This window comes from Agrobacterium sp. a22-2 (assembly GCF_012276985.1).
GTDB lineage: Bacteria > Pseudomonadota > Alphaproteobacteria > Rhizobiales > Rhizobiaceae > Allorhizobium.
Genome location: NZ_JAAXMM010000017.1, coordinates 1 through 26,125 on the forward strand (window position 1 = coordinate 1; position 26,125 = coordinate 26,125).

General features: G+C 61.6%; 21 protein-coding genes. 10 read left to right on the forward strand and 11 right to left on the reverse strand.

Going from position 1 to position 26,125, the window contains the following annotated elements; all coding sequences use genetic code 11:
- The 5 genes from HFC70_RS22405 to HFC70_RS22425 all read left to right on the forward strand — a co-directional run.
- On the forward strand, nt 1-924 hold a 924-nt coding region (locus HFC70_RS22405), incomplete at its 5' end, for a methyl-accepting chemotaxis protein (protein WP_246735915.1).
- Nucleotides 921-1,421: a chemotaxis protein CheW gene (locus tag HFC70_RS22410; RefSeq protein WP_210259395.1), complete on the forward strand. Its 501-nt coding sequence runs from the start codon at nt 921-923 to the stop codon at nt 1,419-1,421. The genes HFC70_RS22405 and HFC70_RS22410, both read left to right, overlap by 4 nt.
- Before the next feature lie 16 nt (nt 1,422-1,437).
- The gene (locus tag HFC70_RS22415) at nt 1,438-2,292 is read left to right on the forward strand and encodes a protein-glutamate O-methyltransferase CheR (protein ID WP_168475514.1); all 855 of its coding nucleotides are present in this window, start codon (nt 1,438-1,440) and stop codon (nt 2,290-2,292) included.
- 12 nt (nt 2,293-2,304) lie between these two features.
- A complete protein-coding gene (locus HFC70_RS22420; RefSeq protein ID WP_168475515.1) occupies nt 2,305-3,393 on the forward strand; it encodes a chemotaxis response regulator protein-glutamate methylesterase in 1,089 nt (362 codons plus the stop codon).
- A 137-nt stretch (nt 3,394-3,530) separates the two neighbouring features.
- On the forward strand, nt 3,531-4,253 hold the full coding sequence (locus HFC70_RS22425) for a ParA family protein (RefSeq protein ID WP_168475516.1): 723 nt from the start codon (nt 3,531-3,533) through the stop codon (nt 4,251-4,253).
- 27 nt (nt 4,254-4,280) lie between these two features.
- Here the strand turns inward: HFC70_RS22425 and HFC70_RS22430 are convergent, their stop codons facing one another.
- The 6 genes from HFC70_RS22430 to HFC70_RS22455 form a co-directional block, all read right to left on the reverse strand.
- Complete coding sequence (locus HFC70_RS22430; RefSeq protein ID WP_168475517.1) at nt 4,281-6,023, reverse strand: chemotaxis protein; 1,743 nt, start codon at nt 6,021-6,023, stop codon at nt 4,281-4,283.
- A 158-nt stretch (nt 6,024-6,181) separates the two neighbouring features.
- Nucleotides 6,182-9,382: an efflux RND transporter permease subunit gene (locus tag HFC70_RS22435; protein ID WP_168475518.1), complete on the reverse strand. Its 3,201-nt coding sequence runs from the start codon at nt 9,380-9,382 to the stop codon at nt 6,182-6,184.
- Entirely contained in the window at nt 9,379-10,365 is a 987-nt protein-coding gene (locus HFC70_RS22440) for an efflux RND transporter periplasmic adaptor subunit (protein WP_168475519.1), read from the reverse strand. Before HFC70_RS22440 ends, HFC70_RS22435 begins: the two co-directional genes overlap by 4 nt.
- A gap of 30 nt (nt 10,366-10,395) precedes the next feature.
- Nucleotides 10,396-10,596, reverse strand: a complete 201-nt coding sequence (locus tag HFC70_RS22445; RefSeq protein WP_168475520.1) for a DUF2892 domain-containing protein — start codon at nt 10,594-10,596, stop codon at nt 10,396-10,398.
- A gap of 164 nt (nt 10,597-10,760) precedes the next feature.
- Nucleotides 10,761-14,219, reverse strand: a complete 3,459-nt coding sequence (pyc, locus tag HFC70_RS22450; protein WP_168475521.1) for a pyruvate carboxylase — start codon at nt 14,217-14,219, stop codon at nt 10,761-10,763.
- Nucleotides 14,220-14,335: 116 nt separating this feature from the next.
- The gene (locus tag HFC70_RS22455; protein ID WP_168475522.1) at nt 14,336-15,076 is read right to left on the reverse strand and encodes a LuxR family transcriptional regulator; all 741 of its coding nucleotides are present in this window, start codon (nt 15,074-15,076) and stop codon (nt 14,336-14,338) included.
- 318 nt (nt 15,077-15,394) lie between these two features.
- On the opposite strand from HFC70_RS22455, the gene HFC70_RS22460 reads away from it, so the two are divergent.
- Nucleotides 15,395-17,125, forward strand: coding sequence for a glucan ABC transporter ATP-binding protein/ permease (locus HFC70_RS22460; RefSeq protein WP_168475523.1), 1,731 nt, complete (start codon nt 15,395-15,397; stop codon nt 17,123-17,125).
- 63 nt (nt 17,126-17,188) lie between these two features.
- Here the strand turns inward: HFC70_RS22460 and HFC70_RS22465 are convergent, their stop codons facing one another.
- The 5 genes from HFC70_RS22465 to HFC70_RS22485 all read right to left on the reverse strand — a co-directional run bounded on the left by HFC70_RS22465 (nt 17,189) and on the right by HFC70_RS22485 (nt 21,577).
- On the reverse strand, nt 17,189-18,352 hold the full coding sequence (locus tag HFC70_RS22465) for a M20 aminoacylase family protein (protein ID WP_246735916.1): 1,164 nt from the start codon (nt 18,350-18,352) through the stop codon (nt 17,189-17,191).
- A 2-nt stretch (nt 18,353-18,354) separates the two neighbouring features.
- A complete protein-coding gene (locus tag HFC70_RS22470) occupies nt 18,355-19,170 on the reverse strand; it encodes an ABC transporter permease (RefSeq protein ID WP_168475524.1) in 816 nt (271 codons plus the stop codon).
- A gap of 1 nt (nt 19,171) precedes the next feature.
- Complete coding sequence (locus tag HFC70_RS22475) at nt 19,172-19,903, reverse strand: ABC transporter permease (RefSeq protein WP_168475525.1); 732 nt, start codon at nt 19,901-19,903, stop codon at nt 19,172-19,174.
- Nucleotides 19,904-19,976: 73 nt separating this feature from the next.
- Nucleotides 19,977-20,753 (reverse strand): transporter substrate-binding domain-containing protein, encoded by a 777-nt coding sequence (locus HFC70_RS22480; protein WP_168475526.1) that lies wholly within the window; start codon nt 20,751-20,753, stop codon nt 19,977-19,979.
- A gap of 50 nt (nt 20,754-20,803) precedes the next feature.
- Nucleotides 20,804-21,577: an ABC transporter ATP-binding protein gene (locus tag HFC70_RS22485; protein ID WP_168475527.1), complete on the reverse strand. Its 774-nt coding sequence runs from the start codon at nt 21,575-21,577 to the stop codon at nt 20,804-20,806.
- Between the two features lie 203 nt (nt 21,578-21,780).
- Here HFC70_RS22485 and HFC70_RS22490 point away from each other — a divergent pair, with 203 nt between their 5' ends.
- The 4 genes from HFC70_RS22490 to HFC70_RS22505 are packed head-to-tail and all read left to right on the forward strand — an operon-like array spanning nt 21,781 to nt 26,120.
- Entirely contained in the window at nt 21,781-22,659 is an 879-nt protein-coding gene (locus HFC70_RS22490; protein ID WP_168475528.1) for a dimethylarginine dimethylaminohydrolase family protein, read from the forward strand.
- Nucleotides 22,656-23,300 carry a TetR family transcriptional regulator C-terminal domain-containing protein gene (locus tag HFC70_RS22495; protein ID WP_168475529.1) on the forward strand — a complete coding sequence of 215 codons (645 nt, stop codon included), beginning with the start codon at nt 22,656-22,658 and terminating at the stop codon, nt 23,298-23,300. The genes HFC70_RS22490 and HFC70_RS22495 overlap by 4 nt, the downstream gene beginning before the upstream one ends.
- A gap of 16 nt (nt 23,301-23,316) precedes the next feature.
- Nucleotides 23,317-24,507 carry a pyridoxal phosphate-dependent aminotransferase gene (locus tag HFC70_RS22500; RefSeq protein ID WP_168475530.1) on the forward strand — a complete coding sequence of 397 codons (1,191 nt, stop codon included), beginning with the start codon at nt 23,317-23,319 and terminating at the stop codon, nt 24,505-24,507.
- Nucleotides 24,504-26,120, forward strand: coding sequence for a 5-guanidino-2-oxopentanoate decarboxylase (locus HFC70_RS22505; protein ID WP_168475531.1), 1,617 nt, complete (start codon nt 24,504-24,506; stop codon nt 26,118-26,120). Before HFC70_RS22500 ends, HFC70_RS22505 begins: the two co-directional genes overlap by 4 nt.
- Nucleotides 26,121-26,125 lie beyond the last annotated feature (5 nt).

The following is a 26,125-nucleotide window of genomic DNA, read 5'->3' on the forward strand; positions in this document are numbered from 1 at the left end:
GGCGTGGTTGCCGATGCTTTGGCCGCCGCCGACAACGTCTCGTCGGGCAGCCAGGAACTGTCGGCAAGCTCCGAACAGCTGTCGCAGGGTGCGACCGAACAGGCATCCTCTGCCGAAGAGGCATCCGCCTCGATGGAACAGATGGCCGCCAACATCAAGCAGAATGCCGATAACGCCGCCCAGACCGAAAAGATCGCCCGCCAGTCGTCGAAGGATGCAGAAGCCAGCGGCGAGGCGGTCGGCCGCGCCGTCGGTGCCATGCGCACGATTGCCGAGAAGATCTCGATCGTCCAGGAAATCGCCCGCCAGACCGACCTGCTCGCCCTCAACGCTGCGGTGGAAGCCGCCCGCGCCGGCGAACACGGCAAGGGTTTTGCCGTCGTCGCCTCGGAAGTGCGCAAGCTTGCCGAACGCAGCCAGGCAGCGGCCGCCGAAATCTCGGCCCTGTCAGGAACCACTGTCACGGTCGCGACTGAAGCCGGCGAAATGTTGAACCGCCTGGTGCCTGACATCCGCAAGACGGCCGAACTGGTCTCCGAGATTTCCGCTGCCTGCCGCGAGCAGGACATCGGCGCTTCGCAGATCAACGAGGCGATCCAGCAGCTCGACAAGGTGACCCAGCAGAATGCCGGCGCCTCGGAAGAAATGTCGGCGACATCTGAGGAACTCGCCGCACAGGCCGAGGAACTGCAGACGTCGATCTCCTTCTTCAAGGTTGACCGGCCTACCTCCCGCGCCAGCGGCTCTCCGCAGAGATCGGCGGCAAAACCCGCCGCCCGGCCGCCGGCCGCCTCGTCTGCGCCGCGCCGTCCTGCCACCGATCACTCACTGGCTGCCCAGCAGTCGCGCGTCAAGGGCTTTGCCCTTGACCTCTCCATGGGCGGACCAGACTCCGATGACGCTCAATTCCGGGAAAGTGCATGATCATGGCCAACCCCTCATTTGAATCGCAGTTCGTAACCTTCAGTCTCGGTGACGAAGTCTTCGCCGTACCTGTCGAGGTGGTGCGCGAAATCCTCGATCACGAGGACGCGTTCAAGATCCCCCATGGGCCTGACTATCTGCTGGGCCTGCGGGACGTGCGCGGTCAGGGCGTTCCGGTCATCGATCTCCGGCTGAAGCTTGGGATGACGAAGACCGTCAAGACTCCGCATACCCGCATCCTGGTGCTCGACATCCCGATCAAGGAACGGGTGCTGGCACTCGGCCTGGTCGCCGACAAGGTCTTCGAGGTTACGCCGTTCCGGCGTGACCAGATCGAGACCGCGCCGGATATCGGGGTGCACTGGCGTTCGGACTACATTGCCGGCATTGTCCGACGCGAAGGCGATTTTGTCGTCATCGTCGATCTGGCGCGGCTGTTCTCCGATACCGAGAATACCCTTCTCCAAACCGGCGAGAAGTCGATGGCCGTCGCCTGAAGGAGCGTATGAGCGTATGAGTGTAAGTGTCGCCGTAAAACCTCAGAGCGCAGACGAGCGCCTGAGCGACAAGAATTTTCAGCTGCTGTCGAGCTACATCTATAATTACAGCGGCATCAAGATGCCGAAAACCAAGATGACGATGCTGGAGGGTCGGCTGCGCCGGCGCGTTCGGGCGACCGGGCTGCATGGTTTCAACGACTACTGCGACTATTTGTTCAAGCATGGCGGCCTGGAAACAGAGAGCATCTACCTGATCGATGCCGTCACCACCAACAAGACCGATTTCTTTCGCGAGCCCAACCATTTCACCTATATGGAACAGGTGATCCTGCCGGAACTGAAGGCCTCCGGCGTGCGACGCATCCGGGCCTGGAGTTCGGCCTGCTCGACCGGCGCCGAGCCCTATACGATGGCGATGGTTCTGGCTGAATATGCGGAAAAAGGTGGTCCTGAATACTCGATCCTGGCAACCGACCTGTCCACCGAAGTGCTCTCCAAGGCGCGGTCCGGCATCTATCAGGCCGAACTGCTGAAGCCCGTTCCACCGGACCTGATGGCCAAATATGTCATGCAGCCCGTCGACAGGACCCGTCAGGACGTACGGATAACGCCGGCTTTGCGCTCCAAGGTCGGATTTGGCAGGCTCAACCTGATGGACCAAAGCTATCAGGTCGGCGACCCCATGAATTTGATTTTCTGCCGTAATGTACTGATCTACTTTGACAAGAAGACGCAATCCCATGTGCTGACACAACTGTGCAAGCATCTTGCACCGGGAGGTTATCTGTTCATCGGTCATTCGGAGTCGGTCACGGGCATCGATCTGCCCGTGCGTCAGGTGGCAAACACCATTTTCAGGAAGGACTGACAACGTCACACGATGGGTAAAAAGATCCGCGTCCTGATCATCGATGACTCCGCGAGCGTCCGGCAAACGCTGACCACAATCCTGCAGTCCGATCCGGCAATCGAGGTGCTCGGCGCCGCCTCCGATCCCTTCATCGCCGCCAAGCGGATCCAGGAGGAGATCCCTGATGTCATCACCTTGGACGTGGAAATGCCGCGCATGGACGGCATCACCTTCCTGCGCAAGCTGATGTCGCAACGGCCGATCCCCGTGGTCATGTGTTCGTCGCTCACCGAATCCGGCTCAGAAACCCTGCTGCAAGCGCTGGAGGCAGGTGCCGTCGATATCATCCTGAAGCCCAAGATCGGCGCTGCCGACTATCTGGCCGAACAGGCCATGCGCATCTGCGAGGTCGTCAAGAGCGCAGCCCATGCCCGGGTGGGTCCCGGCCGTGCCGCCAGCCGCTTTGCCGTTGCCTCTGCCCCGGCTGCCAAGCTGACGGCCGATGCCGTTCTGCCGCCGCCGACCGGAAAGGCCATGGCCCGCACCACGGAAATGGTCGTTTGTGTCGGCGCCTCGACCGGCGGCACCGAGGCCTTGCGGGAGATGCTTGAAAAGCTGCCGGCCAATGCGCCGGGCCTGGTCATTGTCCAGCATATGCCGGAAAAATTCACCGCCGCATTTGCCAAGCGCCTCAACAGCCTCTGCGAAGTGGAGATCAAGGAAGCCGAGGACGGCGATCCGGTTCTGCGCGGCCATGTGCTGATCGCACCGGGTGACCGGCATACCCTGCTGGAGCGCCAGGGCGCCCGCTATCAGGTCTCCGTCCGGCCTGGGCCGCTGGTGTCCCGGCACCGGCCTTCCGTCGATGTCCTGTTTCGCTCCGCTGCCCGCTCGGCCGGCTCGAATGCCATGGGTGTCATCATGACCGGAATGGGCGACGATGGCGCGCGGGGCATGGAGGAAATGCACCAGGCCGGCGCTTTGACCATAGCCCAGGATGAGGCGAGTTCGGTCGTCTTCGGCATGCCGAAGGAAGCCATTGCTCGCGGCGGTGTCGACAAGATCGTGCCGCTCAACCAGATTGCCCGCGAAATTCTGGCTGAAGACAAGCGGCGCTAACGCCGGCGCCCGATACAACTTTCGGCCGCGCCGCATTCATGACTTGTTAACCATAATTCGCAACTATGGACACGGGGACCATGTGCCGGTGCCGGTGTTGAGCGATGACGGCTCGCGTGCTCTGATGGAGATCGAAAATGCCAGTCGTCACATTTGCCAATACCAAGGGCGGGGCCGGCAAGACAACGGCGGTGCTGCTGCTGACAACCGAACTCTTGCGCCGCGGTCATCGCGTCTGCCTGATCGATACGGATCCGCAACGCTGGATCTCGAAATGGTTTGACGCTGCCGAACCGCAGGACAACCTGACGGTCGAGACATTTGTCTCCGCACCCTCGCTCCAGCGCACGGTCAACGACTATCGCGCCGTCTGCGACTATGTGATCATCGATCTACCCGGCGCCCAGACACCGCTGCTGGCGACCGCCATCGGCCTGTCCGACCATATCCTCATTCCGATCCAGGGCAGTTCGATGGACGCCCAGGGCGGTGCCCAGGTGCTGGACCTGCTGCGCTATCTCGACAAGAAGGCCGGTCTGCGCATTGCCCATTCGGTCGTGTTGTCGCGGGTCAATTCCTTTGTGACGACACGAGCGCTGCAAGCGGTCAAGCACTTGCTGGCCGAACAGAATGTCCATGTGCTCGACACGCCGATCATCGAGCGTTCCGCCTATCGCGACATGTTCGATTTCAAGGCGTTCCTGCACATGATGGACGCCGACAAGGTCAGCAATCTCGACAAGGCGATCCTCAATGCCGAGAGCTTCGCCGACGAAGTGCAGCGTCTGGTGCCTTTGGCAACCAGAACGGCGGCCAATAGCGCGCAGCGCACGACGTCCAAACTGGAAAAGGCCGCCTGAACGAGGCTCGCCTCGGCCCGAACCATCTCAGAACAGCGCGTCGGCGAAGAGATCTTCGTCGTCGACGATTGCGGCTTTCGGGGCTTCTTCGGCAAAGGCCGACGTGCCGCCGGAGGGCAGATAGCGCGCATGGATGTCGCGTTCCTGCGCCATCGTATAAATCCGGAAGATCTGGGCGGACAGGGGAGCGGTCTTTTCGCCAAGGCCGGACAGATCCGGCACATTGCCGGGAGAGAGATCGGCGGCCAGCGACAGACATTCGTTCAAGACATCGCCGAGCTCGCTTTCGAAATCGAGCTTTGTCACGGCGGCACTGATCCGGCTAAATACCGCCTGGCCTTCGCTGGCGAATTCGCCGAGCCCTTTTTCCATCTCTGCACCGACGCCCTGGATGGCGGAGAGCGCATCCTGCAGCGGGCCGGCGATATTGCTGATCTCGACCGAGGCCTCGCTTGCCAGATATTGCGTGGCGGTTTCGACACGGTGCAATTCGGTCACGATCGAATCGGCCGGGGTCTCGAGTTTTGCGGCAAAGGTTCTGAGCTCGCCGCTCACCACATTGACCGACCGGCCTTCATCGCCGAGCCGCGAGCAGCGCAGGTTGGAGTTCAGCGCCATGTAGTGAATATCCGTCTTGATCGAGCGGATCACTTCAATGCCCATCAGCAGCTCATGGGCGGTCTTGGTCACGGAGCCCACGACCGCATCGGAATCGAGACTGCGTTCCTGAACACGGCTGGCCAGCTGGCAACCATTGCGCATGTCCACTTCCATCGCCTTCAGTGCATTCTGGTCCTTACCGCTGCCCTGTTCGGTCAACGCATCGCGCAACACCAGGATCTGGGTCGCATTTTCCGTAAAACTGGAAATGTTGGTGAAGATGCTGCGGCATTGCTGGCGGAAATCGCCCAGCGTCTCGTCGAGCTGCGCATGAGCAAGATGGAAGATGGCGTTCTGCAACGTATCGATTTCAGCCCCGTTCAGAGCCGCTCCGTCCGGCGACGACACGAAAGTATCGAACATTTCCAACGCGCTCTGGATATGCTCGATCCTCTGGCGGGTAATATCACCGATTTGCAGGGCCGACAGAACGGTGGCAATCTTGTTCTGCACGTTGCGCGTCACGGCCTTGACCTGCGCCGCGACGGCGACCATCTGCTCATGCTGCTTGGCGATCTGGCCGGAGCTTTGGTTGAGATTGGCGACGATCTGCGGGATGGTGGCGTCGAAATCCTGGCGAATGCCTTGCGAAAATGTCCGGGCCTTGTCGAGCTGCGACCGCATCAGGGCCAGCTGTCCGCCGAATTTGTCCACTTCCATGGCGCCCGACTGGATACGGTCACGAATTTCGTCGGCAAACTCGCCGAAGCCGGCAAGGCCCGCTCCGGTGATCTTCACGGTGATCGCGAAGGTCCGCAGGTAGCGAATGGATTCCTGCATGTCTTGGACATGCTGGAAGGTGGAGTGGCAGATCTCGGAGATCTCGTTGAAGGTCGACTGACGCGTCTCGGCCAGTTGCGGCAGGGTCGCCAGATCGGCAACCGTCTGGCGAAGCCCGTCGATCGTGCTGGCGGTTTTCTGTCCATCCAGCGTGCCCGTCAGCCGATCAAGGATATCGACCAGACCGTTGAGAATTTCCATAACGGAAACCAGAACGGCGCCACCGTCGAGAAATGCCTTTTCGATTCGGGAATGGGCCAGCCGAAGCTTGCCTTCAAGTTCGGCACGATAATCCGGCTGCGCCGAAATGACCTGGAGATTATGCTTCACTATTGCACCCCAAACTATAAATCTGAGTGAACACTAGCGCAAATGTGGAAACGACCCGTAAACCTACGCCCCTCGCCAAGTCCAATCGGGCCGGCGATCGCTTTTAAGGTTAACCGTCACTGTCTGCAGAAGAATGCAGACAGTGACGAGACTTAGGCTCAGGTGCGCAGCACCCGGTAGATCGCCGGAATGACCAGGACCGTCAGCAGCGTCGACGATGCAAGACCGAACAGCAGCGAGATGGCCAACCCCTGGAAGATCGGATCTGTCAGGATGACCACAGCGCCGATCATGGCCGCGATGGCCGTCAGGAGGATCGGCTTGAAGCGGATCGCTCCGGCCTCGATCAGCACGTCCGTCAGGGGGCGATCCGGCGTGCGGGCATGACGGACGAAATCGACCAGCAGGATCGAATTGCGCACGATGATGCCGGCAAGCGCGATGAACCCGATCATCGAGGTGGCCGAGAACGGCGCGCCGAACAGCCAATGGCCCGTCAGGATACCGATGAAGGTCAGCGGGATCGGCGTCAGGATGACCAGCGGCACCTTGAACGAGCCGAACTGCGCGACCACCAGAATATAGATGCCGAGCAAGGCGACGATGAAGGCGGCGCCCATGTCGCGGAAAGTGACCCAGGTCACCTCCCATTCGCCGTCCCACAGCAAAACCGACCTGCTCTGGTCGATCGGCTGGCCATGCAGCACGATCTCCGGCTTTTGCAGACCCGTCCAGTCCATCGCATCGATCGCCTCCTGCACCGCCAGCATGCCGTAGAGCGGTGCCTCGAAAGCACCGGCAAGCTCTGCCGTGACCATTTCCGCATAGCGACCATTGTGCCGGAAGATCGGGAAGGACGCCTGCTCTTCGCGGATGCGCACCACATCGCCCAGTTCCACCACCGAGCGCGACCCGGGCAACACATTGGCGGGGATCGGTGTCGCGAGGAAGGTCTCGTCCAGCACCTTCGTGCCTTTCGGCCGGCTGATCTCGATCGGGATCGGCGCACGACCCTCGCCGCGATGGGAATAGCCGATCACGGTCGTATCGTTGAGCATCGACAGCGTATCGAAGACGTCGCTCTCGCTGACCCCGAAGAAATCGAGATCATCGGTCGAGATCGTTGCTCTGCGGCGCCGGGCCGGTTGGCCGAAACTGTCATCCACGTCGACGATGAACGGCACCGATCGGAACGCTTCCGTCACTTTGCGGGCCGTCGCCCGGCGGTTTTCGGCATCCGGCCCATAGATCTCCGCCAGCAGCGTCGCCATGACGGGTGGCCCCGGTGGCGGCTCGACGACCTTGAGCGACGTGCCATCCGGAACCTTGACCGACGACAGCAGGCGCTGGCGAAGATCGAGCGCGATGGCGTGGCTCGACCGGTCCCGCTCACCCTTGGGCGTCAGATTGATCTGGACGTCGCCCATATGGGTGCTGGACCGCAGATAGGCATGGCGCACCAGCCCGTTGAAATTGAAGGGCGCCGCCGTCGCTGCATGGGTCTGGACGGAGATGACTTCCGGCGTATCGAGAACGATTTTGGCCACGGCCTGGGCCACCGCATCGGTCGCCTCGACCGAGGAGCCTTCCGGCAGGTCGATCGTCACCTGCAGTTCGGACTTGTTGTCGAAGGGCAGCAGCTTGACGGTGACGTCCTCGGTGTAGAACAGCGCCAGAGAGCCCAGCGTTGCCACGCCGACCAACAGCAGGAAGGCCCAGCTGCGCGCCTTGGACGCAAGGATCGGACGCGCGACGGCGGAATAGATCCGGCCGAGAAGGCCGCCGGAGGCATGATCGGCATCATGGTGCAGCGGCGCCTTGCCGGCCACCTTCAGCATCAGCCAGGGCGTGACCAGCACGGCCACGAAGAAGGAAAAGATCATCGCCGCCGAAGCATTGGCCGGGATCGGGCTCATATAGGGGCCCATCATGCCCGAGACGAACATCATCGGCAGCAGGGCGACGACGACCGTCAGCGTCGCGACGATCGTCGGGTTGCCGACTTCGGCAACCGCCTCGATGGCCGCCTGGCGGCGATCGACATCCGGCCCCATGCCCCAATGGCGCGCGATATTCTCGATCACCACGATCGCGTCATCCACCAGGATGCCGATCGAGAAGATCAGCGCGAACAGCGACACGCGGTTCAGGGTATAGCCCATGATATTGGCGGCAAACAGCGTCAGCAGGATGGTCACGGGAATGACGACCGCGACCACTAGTGCCTCGCGGCGGCCGATGGCCACCCAGACGAGGGCGATGATCGACAGGGTCGCAAGACCGAGATGCAAGAGCAGTTCATTGGCCTTTTCATTGGCCGTTTCGCCATAATTGCGGGTCACCTCGACATGCATCGAGTCCGGCACAAGCGTGCCCTCCAGCTGTTCCATCCGCTCCAGGATCTGTTCCGACACCAGCACGGCATTGGAGCCGGCACGTTTGGCGACCGCCAGCGTCACCGCTGGAACACGGCGCACCGCGCCGTCCTCGCTCCGGGTGACCGTCGAAGCACGCGCTTCGCTGGTATCGGTGACGAAGGAAATGTCGGCGACATCGCGTACATAGACCGGCCGATTGTCGCGGGTGGTCAAAAGCAGGTTGCCGATCTCGGCGGGCGTCGCCAAGGTCTCGCCGGCCATCAACTCGATCTGCTCGCCCTTGTCGCGTAGAAGTCCGGTCGAGAACGAGCGGTTTGCCGCCGTCACCTTGGAGGAGAGCGCCTGCAGGGTCAGGCCGTAGAGCGCAAGCTTCTCGGTGTCCGGCGCAATACGGATCGCATCGCCCGTTTCGCCGACCAGATAGCTCAGGCCGACATCGTCGATCTTCGACAGCTCGACCCGGAGTTCGCGCGCAATGCGCGTCAAGGCTGCGGCATCCACCCCGTCACCCTTGTCGATCAACGGCGTCAGGGTCAGCGAGACGATCGCCACATCGTCGATCGTGCGGCCGACCACCAGCGGTTCGGGAATACCGACCGGGATACTGGCCATATTGGCCATAATCTTGTCGTGGATACGCAGAACCGCCGTATCGCCCGACGTGCCGACGATGAAGCGGGCCGTGACCATGACCTGATCGTCCGAGGTCTGCGAATAGACGTGCTCGACATCATTGATGCCCTTGACGATGGTCTCCAGCGGTTCGGTGACCAACTTGACCGCATCCTCGGCCTTCAAGCCATCGGCGCGCACGATGATGTCGACCATCGGCACGGAGATCTGCGGCTCCTCTTCGCGAGGCAGTGTCAGCAGGGCGAGAAGCCCGAGCGCAAAGGCAGCCAACAGGAAGAGCGGTGTCAATGGCGAGGTGATGAAGGCTTTCGTCAAGCCGCCGGCAATGCCGAGACCAGGTTTTTTCATGGAATGACGACCTCATCGCCGGCAGCAAGGCCCGAGACAATTTCGCTCATGACCACTCCGTCGATCGTGATGGGCCGGGCCGTGATCACCGCGCGTTCGGCCGTGGCATCGCCACGCCTGACGGTCAGGAAATCGGTGCCGTAACGGCTGGCAAGCGCTGCCGACGGCACCAGCAGGGCATCGCGTTCGCCGACCGGCACGCGCACCAGCAGCCGCTTGTTGACAAAGCCCGTGGGCAGATCGTCCACCTCGACATCGGCGACCACCCGGCCGTTGTCGATCTCGGGATAGATCTTGGCCAGTCGGCCGGACCGGTTCTGGCCGTCGCCGCCCTCGATTTCGATCGAGGCATTTTCCTTCAGCAGGTCTGCATGCCGTTCGGGGATCGCCAAACGCAGAAAGAACCCGCCGCCGCCAATCGTGGCAATGGTTTCGCCCGCCAAGATGACCGCATCGCGGGTGACGGGAACACTGAGAACCGTGCCGGCAACGGGTGCCAGTACGGCACCCTCCTTGCCCTGCTGGACGACAACCGAGCGCTGCGCTTCGGCGGCGGCGATCTGGTTGCGGATGACATCGACCTGGGTGCGCAGGGCATCCAGCCGCTGCGCGGTCGTGACGCCGCGCTTGATCAGTTCCTCGCCGCGGGCCAGTTCCGATTGCGCATTATCCATGGAGGCACGCAGACCCAGCAACTGGGCATCGATCGCGGCAACCTGGAATTCGATCTTGTCATCGTTGACGGACGCGATCACATCGCCAGCCTTGACCTGGTCGCCTTCCGTCACCTTGAGGTCGATCACCGTTCCGCCGATCCGCGCCCGCGCCGGCACGCTGTCGCGCGCCTCGACGCGTCCGTAGACGGCCTTCCATTCCGCAATGGTCTGCGGTTCGACAAGCAAAGTACCGGCATGAGCCGCACTGGTCACGCTCGATAGGAGGAAAAGCAAGGTGAAAGAACGGGCGAACGACAAGCCACGCATGGGATCTGTTCCTTAAAAGACTGAGCCGCTTTAGAATGCGGTTCCGGGACGTATGCCGAGCTTCTTGAACAGGATGGCTGCCGGGCAGAAACCGGTAAAGGCCGATTGCAGCATATTGGCACCGATGAACACGGTGAACCAGACGAACAGCGGATGCACGAAAAGGGTCAGGACGACGGACAGAAGCACCATCGCGCCGGCGAATGCCAAGACCATACGATCGAGAGACATGGAAACCTCCAAAGGGTTATATCTACATATCTTCGTATATATGATTTTATATATATTACAAGCGCTATTTTTGATGACAAACGGCGCCGTCATCCAACGAAAAAAGCCCGGCCTCTCTGGGTGAGAGGCCGGGCTTTCAAGGTCAGACCGGAAACGGCCTTCGCTCAGGCCTCGAGAACGATCAGCAGGTCCTTGGCATCGATCTGGTCGCCGGTGCGCACCAGAACTTCGGCGATCTTGCCATCCTTTTCGGCATGCAGGGCCGTTTCCATCTTCATGGCTTCGATCGAGACCAGAACATCGCCGGACTTCACCGTCTGGCCAGCCGTGACGGCAACCGTCGAGATCACGCCTGGCATCGGCGCGCCGACATGGGCAGCGTTGCCGGCCTCCGCCTTGCGGCGCACGGCGCTGGACGCACCGCGGTTGCGATCGGGAACCTTGATCGGGCGCGGCTGGCCGTTGATCTCGAAGAACACCTTGACCATGCCCTTCTCGTCGACTTCGGCCTGCGCCTGGTTGAGAACCACCAGCGTCTTGCCCTTCTCGATATCGGCGAAGAGTTCCTCGCCCGAGGCAAGCCCGTAGAAATAGGCCGGTGTCGGCAGAACGCTGACCGGACCGTAGGTGTCGGCGGCCAGCGCGTAATCCGTGAAGACCTTCGGATACATCAGGTAGGAAGCGAATTCGAAATCGTTGATGGACCGCTCCAGCTTGGCCTCGATCTCCTTGCGCTCCGCATCGAGATCGGCCGGCGCCAATAGCGAACCGGGCCGCACCGTATAGGGCTTTTCGCCCTTGAGCGCCTTCTTCTGCAGCGCCTCCGGCCAGCCGCCCGGCGGCTGCCCCAGGTCGCCCTTGAGCATCGATACGACCGATTCCGGGAAGGAAACATCCTTGTCCGGATTGACCACATCGGCCACCGTCAGGTCCTGGCTGACCATCATCAGCGCCATGTCGCCGACCACCTTGGACGACGGCGTCACCTTGACGATATCGCCGAACATCTGGTTGGCATCGGCATAGGTCTGCGCCACCTCGTGCCAGCGGGTCTCAAGCCCCAGCGAACGGGCCTGCTCCTTCAGATTGGTGAACTGGCCACCCGGCATTTCATGCAGGTAGACTTCGGACGCCGGCCCCTTCAGATCGCTTTCGAAGGCCGTGTACTGGTGGCGCACCGCCTCCCAATAGAACGAGATGCGGCGGATCCATTGCGGATCGAGACCCGGATCGCGATCCGTGCCGCGCAGCGCTTCGACGATCGAGCCGAGGCAGGGCTGGGATGTATTGCCGGACAGCGAATCCATCGCCGCATCGACCACGTCCGCGCCAGCCTCGACGGCGGCCAGGATGGTGGCCGCCGCGATCCCCGACGTATCATGGGTATGGAAGTGGATCGGCAGGTCGGTCGCCTCGCGCAACGCCTTGAACAATACGCGCGCCGCCGCCGGCTTCAGCAGGCCGGCCATGTCCTTGACGGCGATGATATGCGCGCCGGCCTTGTCGAGTTCGGCCGCAAGCGCCGTGTAGTATTTCAGATCGTATTTCGGCCGGGCCGAATTGAGGATGTCGCCGGTGTAGCAGATCGCCGCTTCGCAGATCTTGTTCTCCTCCGCCACGGCATCCATGGCGACGCGCATGTTCTCCACCCAATTGAGGCAGTCGAACACCCGGAACAGGTCGATCCCGCCGACGGCCGCCTGGCGGACGAAGTATTTCACCACATTGTCGGGATAGTTCTTGTAGCCAACACCATTAGCGCCGCGCAGCAACATCTGCAGCAGCAGGTTCGGTGCATCTTCGCGGATCCTGGCCAGACGCTCCCATGGATCTTCGGTGAGGAAGCGCATCGACACGTCGAAGGTCGCCCCGCCCCAGCATTCCAGCGAGAACAGGTTGGGAAGTGCGCGGGCATAGGTGCCGGCGATGCGGGCGATATCGTAGGTCCGCATGCGCGTTGCCAGCAGCGACTGATGGCCGTCACGCATGGTGGTATCGGTGATCAGCACTTGCGGCTGGGCCCGCACCCATTCGCCGAATTTCTTCGGACCGAGTTCATCGAGCAATTGCTTGGTGCCGGGCTTGATCTCGGACGGCGTGAACGGCACGACCGGCTCGGCAATGTCCTTGGACGGCTTCGGACGCCCCTTGGCTTCGGGATGGCCGTTGACGGTCACGTCGGCCAGATAGGTCAAGAGCTTGGTGGCGCGGTCCTGCCGCTTGACCTGCTGGAACAGTTCCGGCGTGTTGTCGATGAACCTCGTCGTATAGGTGTTGTCCTTGAAACTCGGGTGGCCGATGATGGCCTCCAGGAAGGTCAGGTTCGTGGCGACGCCACGAATGCGGAATTCCCGCAGCGCACGGTCCATGCGCGCAATCGTTTCCGAGGGCGAGGGCGCCCAGGCCGTCACCTTTTCCAGCAGCGGATCGTAATAGCGCGTGATCACGGCGCCGGAATAGGCGGTGCCGCCGTCCAGCCGGATGCCGAAGCCGGTGGCGCCGCGATAGGCGGTGATGCGGCCGTAGTCGGGAATGAAATTGTGTTCCGGATCTTCCGTGGTGATGCGGCACTGCAGGGCATGGCCGTTGAGCCTGATATCTTCCTGTTTCGGGACGCCCGATTCCGGGGTGCCGATGGCACAGCCGTCGAGGATATGGATCTGCGCCTTGACGATATCGATGCCGGTCACGACTTCGGTCACGGTATGCTCGACCTGGATACGCGGATTGACCTCGATGAAGTAGAACTTGCCGGTGTCCATATCCATCAGATACTCGACCGTGCCGGCGCCGACATAATTCGTCGCCTTGGCAATCCGCGTCGAATAGCTCGCCAGTTCCTGGCGCTGTTCTTCGCTGAGATACGGTGCGGGAGCGCGCTCGACGACCTTCTGGTTACGGCGCTGCACGGAACAGTCGCGCTCGAAGAGATGCACGACATTGCCGTGGGTATCGCCGAGAACCTGGCTTTCGACATGCCGCGCCCGCTCGACCAGCTTTTCCAGATAGACCTCGTCCTTGCCGAAGGCAGCCATCGCCTCACGCTTGGCCTCGGTCACTTCCTTGGCGAGATCCTTCGGATCTCGGATGGCGCGCATGCCGCGCCCGCCGCCGCCCCAGGAGGCTTTCAGCATCACCGGATAGCCGATCTCCTCGGCCATCCGAGCCACCACCGCCATATCGTCGGGAAGCGGCTCGGTGGCGGGCACCACAGGCACGCCGATCTCGATCGCCAGATTGCGGGCGGCCACCTTGTTGCCGAGCCGGCGCATCGTATCGGCCCGAGGACCGATAAACGTGATACCTGCAACGTTGCAGGCGTCCACAAATTCCGGACTTTCCGAAAGGAGACCATAGCCTGGATGAATGGCATCCGCACCGGAGAGCTTTGCGACGCGTATGACTTCGTCGATGGACAGATAGCTCTCGATCGGCCCAAGTTCCCGCGCCAGATGCGGCCCGCGCCCCACCTGATAGCTCTCATCAGCCTTGAAGCGGTGCAATGCGAGCTTATCCTCTTCAGCCCAGATCGCGACCGTCTTGATTCCGAGTTCATTGGCGGCACGAAAGACGCGGATTGCGATTTCGGATCGATTGGCAACAAGAATCTTGGAAATAGACAAATTGGTCTCCTCATCTTGCAGACGTCGATATGCTGCGTCTGCGAAGAGATTTCATAGCCGTTTGTCGGACGATGCGCAATTTCCTGCAGCGCTGCTTGAAGAAATTATGACGACATTCAACTGATCAGACCAAGACGAAATGCCAAGGCCACGACATGCTGCCGGTTCTTTGCATTCAACTTGTCCTGTATACCGTTTACATACCAGTCGACAGTGTGATTGGAGATCTCCAGGATCTTGGCTGTTTCGTTGGACGTCAGTCCTTCGGCAAGATAGTTCAGGATCTCCATCTCCCGCCGCGTCATGCGGGTGTCGACCTGTCCTGCCGCTTCCAGTTCGCCGGCCTGCCTGCTGAGTTCCATCAGCCGCCAGAACACCTGTTTGGCGACAGCATCGAACAGCGTCATCTCGACCGGCGACAACTCGATCGCCTTGCCGCCCATGGTCAGGTTTCCAAGCAGCCCGCTGCGCCCGTGCACCGGAAAGATATAGCCATCCTCAAGCCCGTAGCGAAGCGCCTCGGTCATCATCCGGCCCATGCGCTTGACATGCGGGTCGCTTCTGAACGCCATCATGGCATCGCGCCAACGGAAACCGCGCTGTGCTTGCCCGAGATAGCGGACCGTCGGATCGATCAAAACGAATTTCTTGGAAATATAAACCTCGGGCCACTTCTCCGGCCACCGACCAGCCAAGACGAGCGTCATGGGATTCTCGTTCGGCTTCGGGTTTCGGACGACGCCATAAAAATCAAACTTGTATACTTCGAGCAATTTTTCGAGCTCAGCAATCAGCTCTTCTGTCGTTCTACACGCCCTCGACACGACCAAGAACTGTATAATATGATTTATGCTCACCAATACCCCCTTATTTGTCTCAAAGAAGACAAACCGTATAATCAGCAGTCACGCGATTTTTTGGTCATGCTGCGTTCATATCTAATGCCCCATCCTATTATAGGGGTATTAATTCGCTTTTCCGAAATCTTGCATTCGCCATGATTTTTAAGGGAAAAATTAGTTTTCTGGCGATGTCGAATCCGGTTTGCGGGATCGATTTCGCAAGGTATAGGGCAGTTTACCGGCCATTTTCGCGGGTTTTTGACATATTGCCAGTCGGAGCGCGGCAAATGTCAAACTGCGAAGAGAATCCGGTATAAGAAGACGAGGTCTTAAGTGTCACTCTTCCAAGTCTACATGCGGGCATTGCGTTATCTGGCAGCCTACCGGTTCAAGGTCACGGTGGTGGTCATCGCCAATATCGTGCTGGCCGTGATTACCATTGCCGAGCCTATCCTTTTCGGCCGCATCATCGACGCCATATCCGAAGGCGGCGACGTGACGCCCATCCTCATCCTGTGGGGCGGCTTTGGCGTCTTCAACACCGTTGCCTTTGTGCTGGTCGCCCGCGAGGCGGACCGGCTCGCCCATGGTCGCCGCGCGACGCTTTTGACCGAAGCCTTCGGCCGCATCATTTCCATGCCGCTGACCTGGCACCACCAGCGTGGCACATCCAACGCCCTGCATACCCTGTTGCGCGCCAGCGAGACGTTGTTCGGCCTGTGGCTGGAGTTCATGCGCACACATCTGGCAACTGCGGTGGCGCTTGCCCTGCTGATCCCCACCGCCTTCTCCATGGATGTCCGCCTGACCATCGTGCTGCTGGTGCTCGGTGGTCTCTACATCCTCATCGGCAAGATGGTGATGAGCCGTACCAAGGAAGGCCAGGCCTCGGTCGAGGGACACTATCACACGGTCTTTTCCCATGTGAGCGACTCGATCAGCAATGTCTCGGTGGTCCATAGCTACAATCGCATCGAATCCGAGACACGGGCCCTGAAGGAATATACCGAGAAGCTTCTGGCCGCCCAGTATCCGGTGCTCGACTGGTGGGCGATCGCCAGTGCCCTCAACCGCATCGCCTCCACCATCTCCATGCTGATCATCCTGATCATCGGCACCATGCTGGTGCAGCAGGGCGAGTTGAAGGTCGGCGACATCATCGCCTTCATCGGCTTTGCCGGCCTGCTGATCGGCCGCCTCGACCAGATGCGTGCCTTCGCCACGCAAATTTTCGAAGCCCGCGCCAAGCTCGAGGATTTCTACCAGCTGGAAGATTCCGTCCAGGAGCGCGAAGAACCAAAGGGCGCTGCCGAACTCACCAAGGTTCGCGGCGACGTCGAGTTCCGCAATGTCTCGTTCGATTTCGCCAACACCACACAAGGCGTCCACGACGTGTCCTTCTCGGTCAAGGCGGGCCAGACCATTGCCATCGTCGGCCCGACGGGTGCCGGCAAGACGACGCTGATCAACCTTTTGCAGCGCGTGCATGAGCCGCAGCATGGCCAGATCCTGATCGATGGCACCGACATTTCCAAGGTGACGCGCAATTCGCTGCGCCAGTGCATCGCAACCGTGTTTCAGGATGCCGGCATCCTGAACCGTACGATCGGCGAGAACATTCGCATCGGCCGCGAGCATGCCAGCGATGAGGAGATCATCAAGGCGGCCGAGGCGGCCGCGGCAACAGAATTCATCGAAAGCCGGCTCAACGGTTTTTCCACCGAAGTGGGAGAACGCGGCAACCGCCTGTCCGGCGGTGAGCGCCAGCGGATCGCGATTGCCAGGGCGATCTTGAAGGATGCGCCCATCCTGGTTCTGGACGAAGCGACCAGCGCGCTGGACGTCGAGACCGAGGCGCGCGTCAAGGCCGCCATCGACCGGCTGCGCAAGGATCGCACCACCTTCATCATCGCCCACCGCCTGTCGACGGTGCGCGAAGCCGACCAGGTGCTGTTCCTCGACCATGGCCGGATCGTTGAAAAGGGCGGCTATGAGGAACTGAGCCAGTTGGGCGGCCGGTTTGCCTCCCTACTGCAGACCAGCGGCCTGCTGGCCGATAACTGATCCTCTGAATTTCCGCTACCATGCTGAAAAGCGTCAATGCCCGGCTTGCCGGACATTGTCATGTCAGGCCTTTGCCAGCCAGGCTTCCGTCAACTCGACCCAGAAATTGGTGCCGATCGGCAGGATATCGTCGTTGAAATCGTAGCGCGGGTGGTGCAGCGGCGGATCGTTCGGAGTTCGCTGGGTGCCGAGGAAGAAATAGCTGCCCGGCCGCTCCGCCAGCATATAGGCGAAATCCTCGCTGCCCATCGTCGGACGCTCCATGTCGAAGACCTTGTCTTCGCCGGCAAAGCGCCTTGCCAGATCCCGAACGAAATCCGTTTCAGCGGGATGATTGATCGTCGCATTGTAGCCGCGACTGTAGTCGATGGTGACGCCCATGCCGTAGCTGGCAGCCTGGCCTTCGGCGATCATGCGAATCCGGCTTTCGAGCTGGTCGCGAACCGCCGGGCTGAAGGAGCGGATGCTCAATACCATTTCGGCGCGCTCGGGGATGACATTGCTGGCCGCACCGGCATGAAAGGCGCCCACCGTGATGACGCTCGGATCGATCGGATGGATGTTGCGCGAAACGATGGTCTGCAGCGCCATGATGATCGATGCGCCGCAGACGATCGGATCGGCGGTATCCTGCGGCTCGGCGCCATGGCCGCCGCGACCATTGACGGTGATCTTGCATTCGTCGACCGCCGCCATGATCGGTCCCTCCCTTAGCGCAAACGTACCGAAGGGAATGCCGGGATCGTTGTGCAGGGCAAAGACCGCATCGCAGGGAAATTTTTCAAACAGCCCATCATCCATCATCAGCTTGGCGCCGCCGAAATTCTCCTCGGCCGGCTGAAAGATCAGGTGCAGCACGCCATCGAAATTACGCCGCTCGGCCAGGATCTTTGCCGCACCCAAAAGCATGGTCGTGTGCCCGTCATGGCCGCAGGCATGCATGACGCCGGGCGCCTTGCTGGCATAGTCGAGGCCGGTTTCCTCGAGGATCGGCAGCGCATCGAAATCAGCCCGAATGCCGATGCTCCGGACACTTGTTCCATGGCGCAGCGTGGCGACGACACCCGTCTGGCCGAGCCCCCGCGTCACCTCATAGCCCAAGTCCTGCAATTGCTGCGCCACGAAATCCGAGGTCTTGAATTCGGAAAGCCCGATCTCCGGATTTTCATGGAGAAAGCGGCGCGTTGCCACAAGGTCCGGCATCGAGTTAGGGAATTGCATCGTCATCGTCAGGCACCACGGGTTGGAATGCGATTTTCGAAATACCGGAAGGTCATGACGAGGATTCCGGTCAGGCAAAGATAGATCAGCGCCAGCAGAAGCAGCGGCTCATACGTCAGGAAGGTATCCTGCCGGATCTTGGAGACGACCGCATAGAGATCGATGACGGTGATCGTCGCCACCAGCGGCGTCGATTTCAGCTGCAGGACGGTCTCGCCGTTCAGCGTCGGCAGAACGCGATGCACGGCGCGCGGCAGCCAGATGCGGCGGAACACCGTGAAGCGGCCCATGCCAAAGGCACGCGCCGCTTCCAGTTCCCCCTTCGGCACGCCGGCAAAGGCGCCGCGCATGATCTCGCCCTCATAGGCGGCAAAGGACAGCATCAGAGCGGCAAAACCATAGGGCCAGGCCTGGCGCAGATAGGGCCAGAAGATCGACGAGCGGATTTCCGGATATTGCGCAAACACAGATCCGAGACCGTAGTAGAGCAACCACAATTGCAGCAATAGCGGCGTCCCGCGTATGAGCGTGCAAAAACCCCGCGCCAGCCAGGCCAGCGGCCACGGTCCGCTGACTTGGACCAGCCCGATCGGCACCGCCAGCAGGAAGCCGATAAAGGCCGTCGAAAACAGCATGAGAAGCGTCTGCCAGAGGCCGGCCACCAGGCGCCACTGATATTTCGGCAGCCAATCCCAGCGCATGAACCAGATGGCGCAAAACAGGATCACCGCAAAGATCGCCATCAGCAGGATGCGATGCGGCTCCAGGAAGCCGCGGGCCTTCGGCGGCAGATAGGCGGGCATGCCACTCGGCGCTTCGCTCATCCTAGATCGGCTCCGCGATGCCGCGCCGCGAACGGCGCTCGATGATGCCGATGACGACATTGGAGACCAGCGTCAGCAACAGGTAGAGCGCACCCGCCGCTAGGAAAAACAGCATATAGGCCTTGGTGCTGCCCGCCGCCTGGCGCGTCACCAATGTCAGCTCGCTGAAGCCGACGACCGCCAGAAGGGCGGTGTCTTTGGTGGCAATCAGCCAGAGATTGGAAAGCCCTGGAATGGCATAGGGCAGCATGGCCGGCAGCGTGACACGACGCATGACCTTGAGGGGCGACATGCCGAAGGCTCGCGCCGCCTCAATCTGGCCGGACGGCACGGCCTTGATGGCGCCACGCAGAACCTCGGTGGAATAGGCCCCCTGCACGACGCCGATCACGAAAATGCCCGCGACCAGCCCGCTGATATCGACCAGAGGCATGTTCATGAAACTCAGGAGCGCATTCAGCGCGTCGGTGCCGGCATAATAGAGGAGCAGAATCAGCACCAGTTCCGGCACGGCGCGAATCACCGTCGTATAGACCTCCAGCAGGTCTTTCAGGATAGGCCCGCCATAGAGCTTGCCGAAGGCGCCGCCGACGCCGATGAGGATGCCGAGGATGTAGCCGCCGAAGGCCAGTTGCAGGGAATGCAGGAAGCCGACAAGAAGAACCCCGCCCCACCCGGGTGGAGAGAACGCCAGAAGACTGAGATCGAACATGCCGCCGGTCGGTGCTGCCATGACGAGTACCCGATTGCGAGGATGCTGCCGATGCGCCGGACAGGTGCCGGCGCATCGATAATGTCAGGCGATATCAGCCGCCGTAGATGTCGAAGTCGAAATATTTCTTCGAGAAGGTGTCATAGCTGCCGTTGGCGCGGATCGCCTTGATGGCGGCATTGATCTTGTCCTTCAACTCGGTCTCGCCCTTGCGCAGGCCGACACCGACGCCGGCGCCGAGAATGGCCGGATCGTCCTTCACATTGCCCTTGAGATCGCAGCAGGCGCCCGGCTCGGATTTCAGGAAGGCGTCCAGCGCAATGGCGTCGGCCTGGACGGCATCGACGCGGCCGGATGCGAGATCCTGATTGGCTTCGTCCTGGGTCTGGTATTCCTTGATCTCGGCAGCCTTCTCGCCGAAATACTTGGTGGCATAGTCCTGGTGCACGGTCGAAACCTGCACGCCGATGATCTTGCCGGCCAGGCCTTCCGGAGTCGCTTCGAACTTTTCACTCTTCGGACCGATGACGCCGGTCGGGGTGTTGTAGTACTTATCGGAGAAATCGATGGTCTTCAGGCGCTCTTCCGTGATCGACATCGAGCCGATGATCATGTCGATCTTCTTCGACGTCAGCGCCGGAATGATACCGTCCCAGGCAACCGGCGTGATTACGCATGTGAGCTTGGCCTCCGTGCAGATCGCCTCCATGAACTCGACTTCCCAGCCGACCCATTTGCCGGATGCATCCGGCGAGGTGAACGGCGGATAGGGCTCGGCGGCAAAGCCGACCTTAACCTCCTGGGCGGCAGCGCCCATGGCACCGGCACCGAGCGCCACGGCCAGAACGGCGATTTTCAGAGCATTTTTCATGAGACTTCCCCTGTCTTGTTTGATTGGTCTTGTGTCGAAATGGTCTGTATTCAGTGGATCGAGCTGATGAATTTCTTCAGCCGCTCGGATTTCGGCGCGCCGAACAGCGCATCGGGAGGTCCCTGCTCCTCGATGATGCCGTTGTGCAGAAACACCACGTGGCTGGCGACCTCGCGGGCAAATTTCATTTCATGGGTGACGAGGATCATCGTGCGCTTCTCGCGCGCCAGGTCGCCGATCACCGACAGCACCTCGCCGACCAGTTCCGGATCGAGCGCCGAGGTCGGCTCGTCGAACAGCATGACCAGCGGCTGGATGGCCAGCGCCCGGGCGATGGCCGCGCGCTGCTGCTGGCCGCCGGACAGGAAGGCCGGATAGGCATCGCGTTTCTCATAGAGACCGACACGCTTCAGCAAGGTTTCGGCGATCGCCATGGCCGCATCCCGCTGGACGCCCAGCACATGGATCGGCACTTCCACGACATTCTGCAGGACCGTCATGTGCTGCCACAGATTGAAACTTTGGAAGACCATGCCGAGCCGGCTGCGGATGCGCTGAACCTGTCGGCGATTGGACGGCATGAGACCGCCGTGCCCATCCTTTTTCATGGCGATGGTCTCGCCATGGATGGTGACCGAGCCAGCGCTCGGCAGTTCCAGCATGTTGATACATCGAAGAAAGGTTGATTTTCCCGAGCCGCTGCCGCCGATGATGGCGATCACGTCGCCTTGGCCGGCCGACAGGGAGACCCCTTTCAGGACCTCAAGGGGCCCGAAACGCTTGTGTAGGTCCCGGACTTCTATGGCTTGCGCCGATTCCGCCATCAATACCGCCAATGCCCGGAGAAGCCTCCGGTTTTCGCTGCTGCAACTGTTCCCGCCAGCTTCTATTCAACCGGTGCAGCGCTGGCTCCGCCCGGCAATTGGTCGGGAGTTTTGCACTTGTGCCGTAATTATTCAAGCGTATAATAAAAAGAAATTAGGTTTGTCGGCGAGCAAAGTTCCCGGCGCAAAGCTGGGAGCACGGCATGAAGAACTACGGATCGCAGGACATGGCCTCGAAGCTCGCACGCGTTCTGATGCGTCGCCCCGGCCCCAGCCTGCTATCCGCCGATCCGGAGAAATGGCACTACGGCCCAACTTTCGACGGGGCGAAGGCCGTTGCCCAATACACCCGATTTGCCGACCTGGTTGCCAGATCAGGCGCCGAGATCCTCTGGCTGGACGACCAGGGCGATGGTCTTGCCGATGCCATGTTCACCCATGATCCCTCGCTGATGTCAGAGCATGGCGCCATCATCCTGCGCATGGGCAAGCCCTTGCGTATGGACGAGCCGGCGCTGCATGAAAAGGCCTATGTCGAGGCCGGTATTCCAGTCCTCGGCCGCATCGCGGCACCGGGCACGATCGAAGGCGGCGACTGCGTCTGGGTGGATGCCAAGACGCTGGCGATCGGCCGCGGCGTGCGCAGCAACCAGGCCGGCATCGAGCAGATGCAGGCACTGCTGAAGCCCCACGGCATCGACGTTCTCGGCTTCGACCTGCCGCTCTGGCACGGTGAAGCGGCCTGCCTGCATCTGATGTCGGTGATCAGCCCGCTGGCCGCCGATCTGGCATTGGTCCATGCCCCGCTGCTGCCGGCAGCTTTCTACTTCCTGCTCAAGGAAAAAGGCATCCAGCTGGTTGTGGCGCCCGAAGAGGAGTTTGCCGCCAGCAACGGCCTGAACCTCAATGTCCTGCCGACCTCGCCGCGCCACGTCATCATGGTCGAAGGTTTCGACAAGACCAAGGCGGCCATGGAAGCGGCCGGCTGCACGGTCGAAACCTTTGCAGCCGACGCACTCTGCATTGCCTGTGAAGGCGGACCGACCTGCCTGACCCGGCCCATCCTGCGGCAGATGCCATGAACCGACGCAGCTTCCATCGGGCCGGCGAAGCGGAGCGGCGGCAGGACCTGATCACGGCAACGCTCGACTGCATTGCGGAATTTGGCCTGCAGGGTGCGACGGTGCGCCAGATCGCGGGGCGGGCCGGCGTGACCGGCGGGCTGATCCGGCACTATTTCGAGGGCAAGGACCAGATGCTGCAAGCCGCCTATCGCGAGACCATGGAAGCCATGAGCACCCCGGCGATCTTGGCCGCGGAAATGGACGGCGCCAGTGCCCGGCAACGGCTGCACGACTTCATCGTCGCCAATCTGACGCCGCCGGTCACCGATGCCCGCACCCTGTCGCTCTGGGCGGCCTTTATCAGCCATGTCCGAGTCGATCCGGAATTCGCCCGCATCCATCGGGAAAACTACCTCTCCTTCCTGGATGCGCTGGAAACCCTGGTCCGGCAATTTCTGACCGAAAGCGGCCGCCCTGCCGATCCGGCCGAGTGCCGCGACTATGCCATCGCCATCAACGGCCTGATCGACGGCCTCTGGCTGGAGGGTTCGCTGGCCGGCGATCTGTTCGACGACAAGCCGCTGCCTGGCCTTGCGCTTAAATCCGTCAGCGCGCTGCTCGGCGGTCTAAACCTCTCGGACAACGACCAGACCCTTTAGAGAAACGGGGATTCCCATGCGCTACGCCTCCATCACCGAACGCCTCGCCCATCTCGGCTCCGGCAAATGGGCCACCCATATCGAAGCGCGGGCCATGGCCGCACAGGGCATTCCGGTCATCGAACTGACGATCGGCGAACCCGATGTGATGCCGGACCCGGCACTGCTGGCGGAATGCAGCCGGGCGATGAATGCCGGGCGGACCCGCTATTCGAACGGTCGGGGCGAACATTCCGTCGTCAGGGCTCTGGTCGGCAAATATGCAAAACGCCGCGCCGACGTGACGGAGCGCAACGTGCTATGTTTTCCCGGCACCCAGACCGCGCTCTTTGCCGTGATGCTGGGCCTGGTCGAGCAAGGCGAAGGGGTTCTTGTCGGCGACCCCCATTATGCCACCTACGAGGGCGTGATTGCCGCGACGGGCGCCGAGATGATCCCGGTGCCGCTGCATCCTGAGACGCGTTTCCACATGCAGGCCGCCGATCTGGCAAAGGCCGTGACGGACAAGTCCCGCGTGCTGCTGCTCAACAATCCGCACAATCCGACCGGAGCCGTGCTGTCGGCGGCGGAGATTGCCGAGATCGGTCAGGTCTGCATCGAGCACGATCTGTGGATCGTCTGCGACGAGGTCTATGAGGAACTGATCTTCGATCTCGATTTCGCCTCACCTTTCGACAACCCGGACTTGGTCGAGCGCACCATCGTCGTCTCCTCGATCTCCAAGTCCCATGCCGCACCCGGGTTCCGCAGCGGCTGGGCCGTCGGCCCGCAGGAATTCTGCGATCGGCTGCTGCCGGTCTCCGAAACCATGCTGTTTGGCGTCCAGCCCTTCATCGCCGACATGACCGCCATGGCGCTGACTGAGCCCTTCGAGACATCGACCATCATGCGCGGCAATTATGCCCGCCGGGCCAGACTGGTCGACGCCGTGCTGAACGAAGCCGGTATTCTGACGCCGATGATGCCGGAGGGCGGCATGTTCATCGTCGTCGACGTCTCGGCAACCGGCCTGACGGGAGCGGCCTTCGCAAGACGGCTGCTGCTCGAAAAACACGTTGCCGTCATGCCCGGCTCCTCCTTCGGTGCACAGGCGGAGACGTTTATCCGCATTTCCCTGACCGTTGCCGATGATCGGCTGGAGACGGCAGCGCAGCGCATGAACGAATTGGCCGCCGACTTGGCGCAGCCGGGGAGAAAGCGCGCATGACGACCACGCCCGCAAGAACGGTCGGAGAAGCCCTGATCACGCTGCTCGAGGCCTATGGTGTCGAGGTCGTCTTCGGCATTCCCGGTGTCCACACCGTCGAACTCTATCGTGGCCTTGCCGGATCCAAGATCCGCCATGTCACACCGCGCCATGAACAGGGTGCCGGCTTCATGGCGGACGGTTATGCCCGCGTCAGCGGCAAGCCGGGCGTTTGCCTGGTGATTACCGGCCCCGGCCTCACCAATACCATCACGGCCATGGCGCAGGCCTATCAGGATTCCGTCCCCATGCTGGTGATATCGGGCGTCAACGCCCGCGCCTCGCTCGGCCACGGCCGCGGCCGGCTGCATGAGTTGCCCGACCAGCACGCCATGATCGCCTCGCTCGCGCTGATGTCCCATACCCTGATGGACCCCGCGGACCTGCCCGACGTCATTGATCGGGCTTTCCTGCTGATGCGGGCCGGGCGACCGGGTCCGGTGCATATCGAAATCCCGACGGATGTGATGGCCGCACCCATCGAGCTTGGCGAGATCGTCATGGGCTCCATCCCGAGACCACGGGCTGACCTGGCGACCGTGCTGGATGTCGCCCAGCGTTGCCGGCGGACCGAACGGCCGGTGATCATCACAGGCGGCGGCGCCCTGTCGGCTGCCCCGGGCATCGAGCTTCTGGCCGAACGCCTGGACGCGCCGCTGGTCACCACCGTCAACGCGCGCGGTCTTTTCTGCGGTCATCCGCTCTCGGTGCCGGCAAGCCCAAGTCTTACCTCGGTCCGGCGCCTGATTGCCGATGCGGATCTCGTGATGGCACTCGGCACGCAGATGGGGCAGACGGATTACGACATGTATGTCGATGGCGGTTTTCCGCAATTGCACGACCTTGTCCGCGTCGATGTCGATGCGGCACAACTGTCGCGCGGCCCCGCCGCCGCGGTCTCTGTCCTGTCCACCGTCAACAATTTCGTCGACGACCTTCTAAGCGAAATCAACGGCCCCAGGGCCGAGAACCACGGCGAACGCCGCGCGGAGGCGACGCGATCGGCAGCGGTTGCCGAACTCTCCGACAAGATGCGCGGCGAAATCTCGATCCTGGAGACCATTCGCGACACCCTGCCCGGCTGCATCATCGTCGGCGATTCCACCCAGGCCATCTATTCCGGCAATCTCTACTACGAGGCGGGACGAATGCGCGGCTGGTTCAATGCCGCCACCGGCTACGGTGCGCTCGGCTACGGCCCGCCCGCCGCCATCGGCGCCAGCGTCGCCGAACCCCAAACGCCCATCGTCTGCCTGGCCGGCGATGGCGGCATGCAATTCTCGTTGGCGGAAATCGGCTCGGCAAAGGATATCGCCGCCAAGGTGATCTTCCTTGTCTGGAACAACGACGGTTACGAGGAAATCAAGAACCACATGCTCGAATGCGGCATCGAGCCGGAGGGGGTCACACCATCTGCCCCGGATTTCCCGATGATCGCCAGGGCCTACGGCGTGCCGGCCCGACGCCTGGCAGCGATCGGCGAATTGACCGAGGCCCTGCTCTGGGCATCGCAACAGCCCGGCCCGGCCCTGATCGAGATCCATCAATACCACACCATCGGTGCCACGGCCTGACCGCA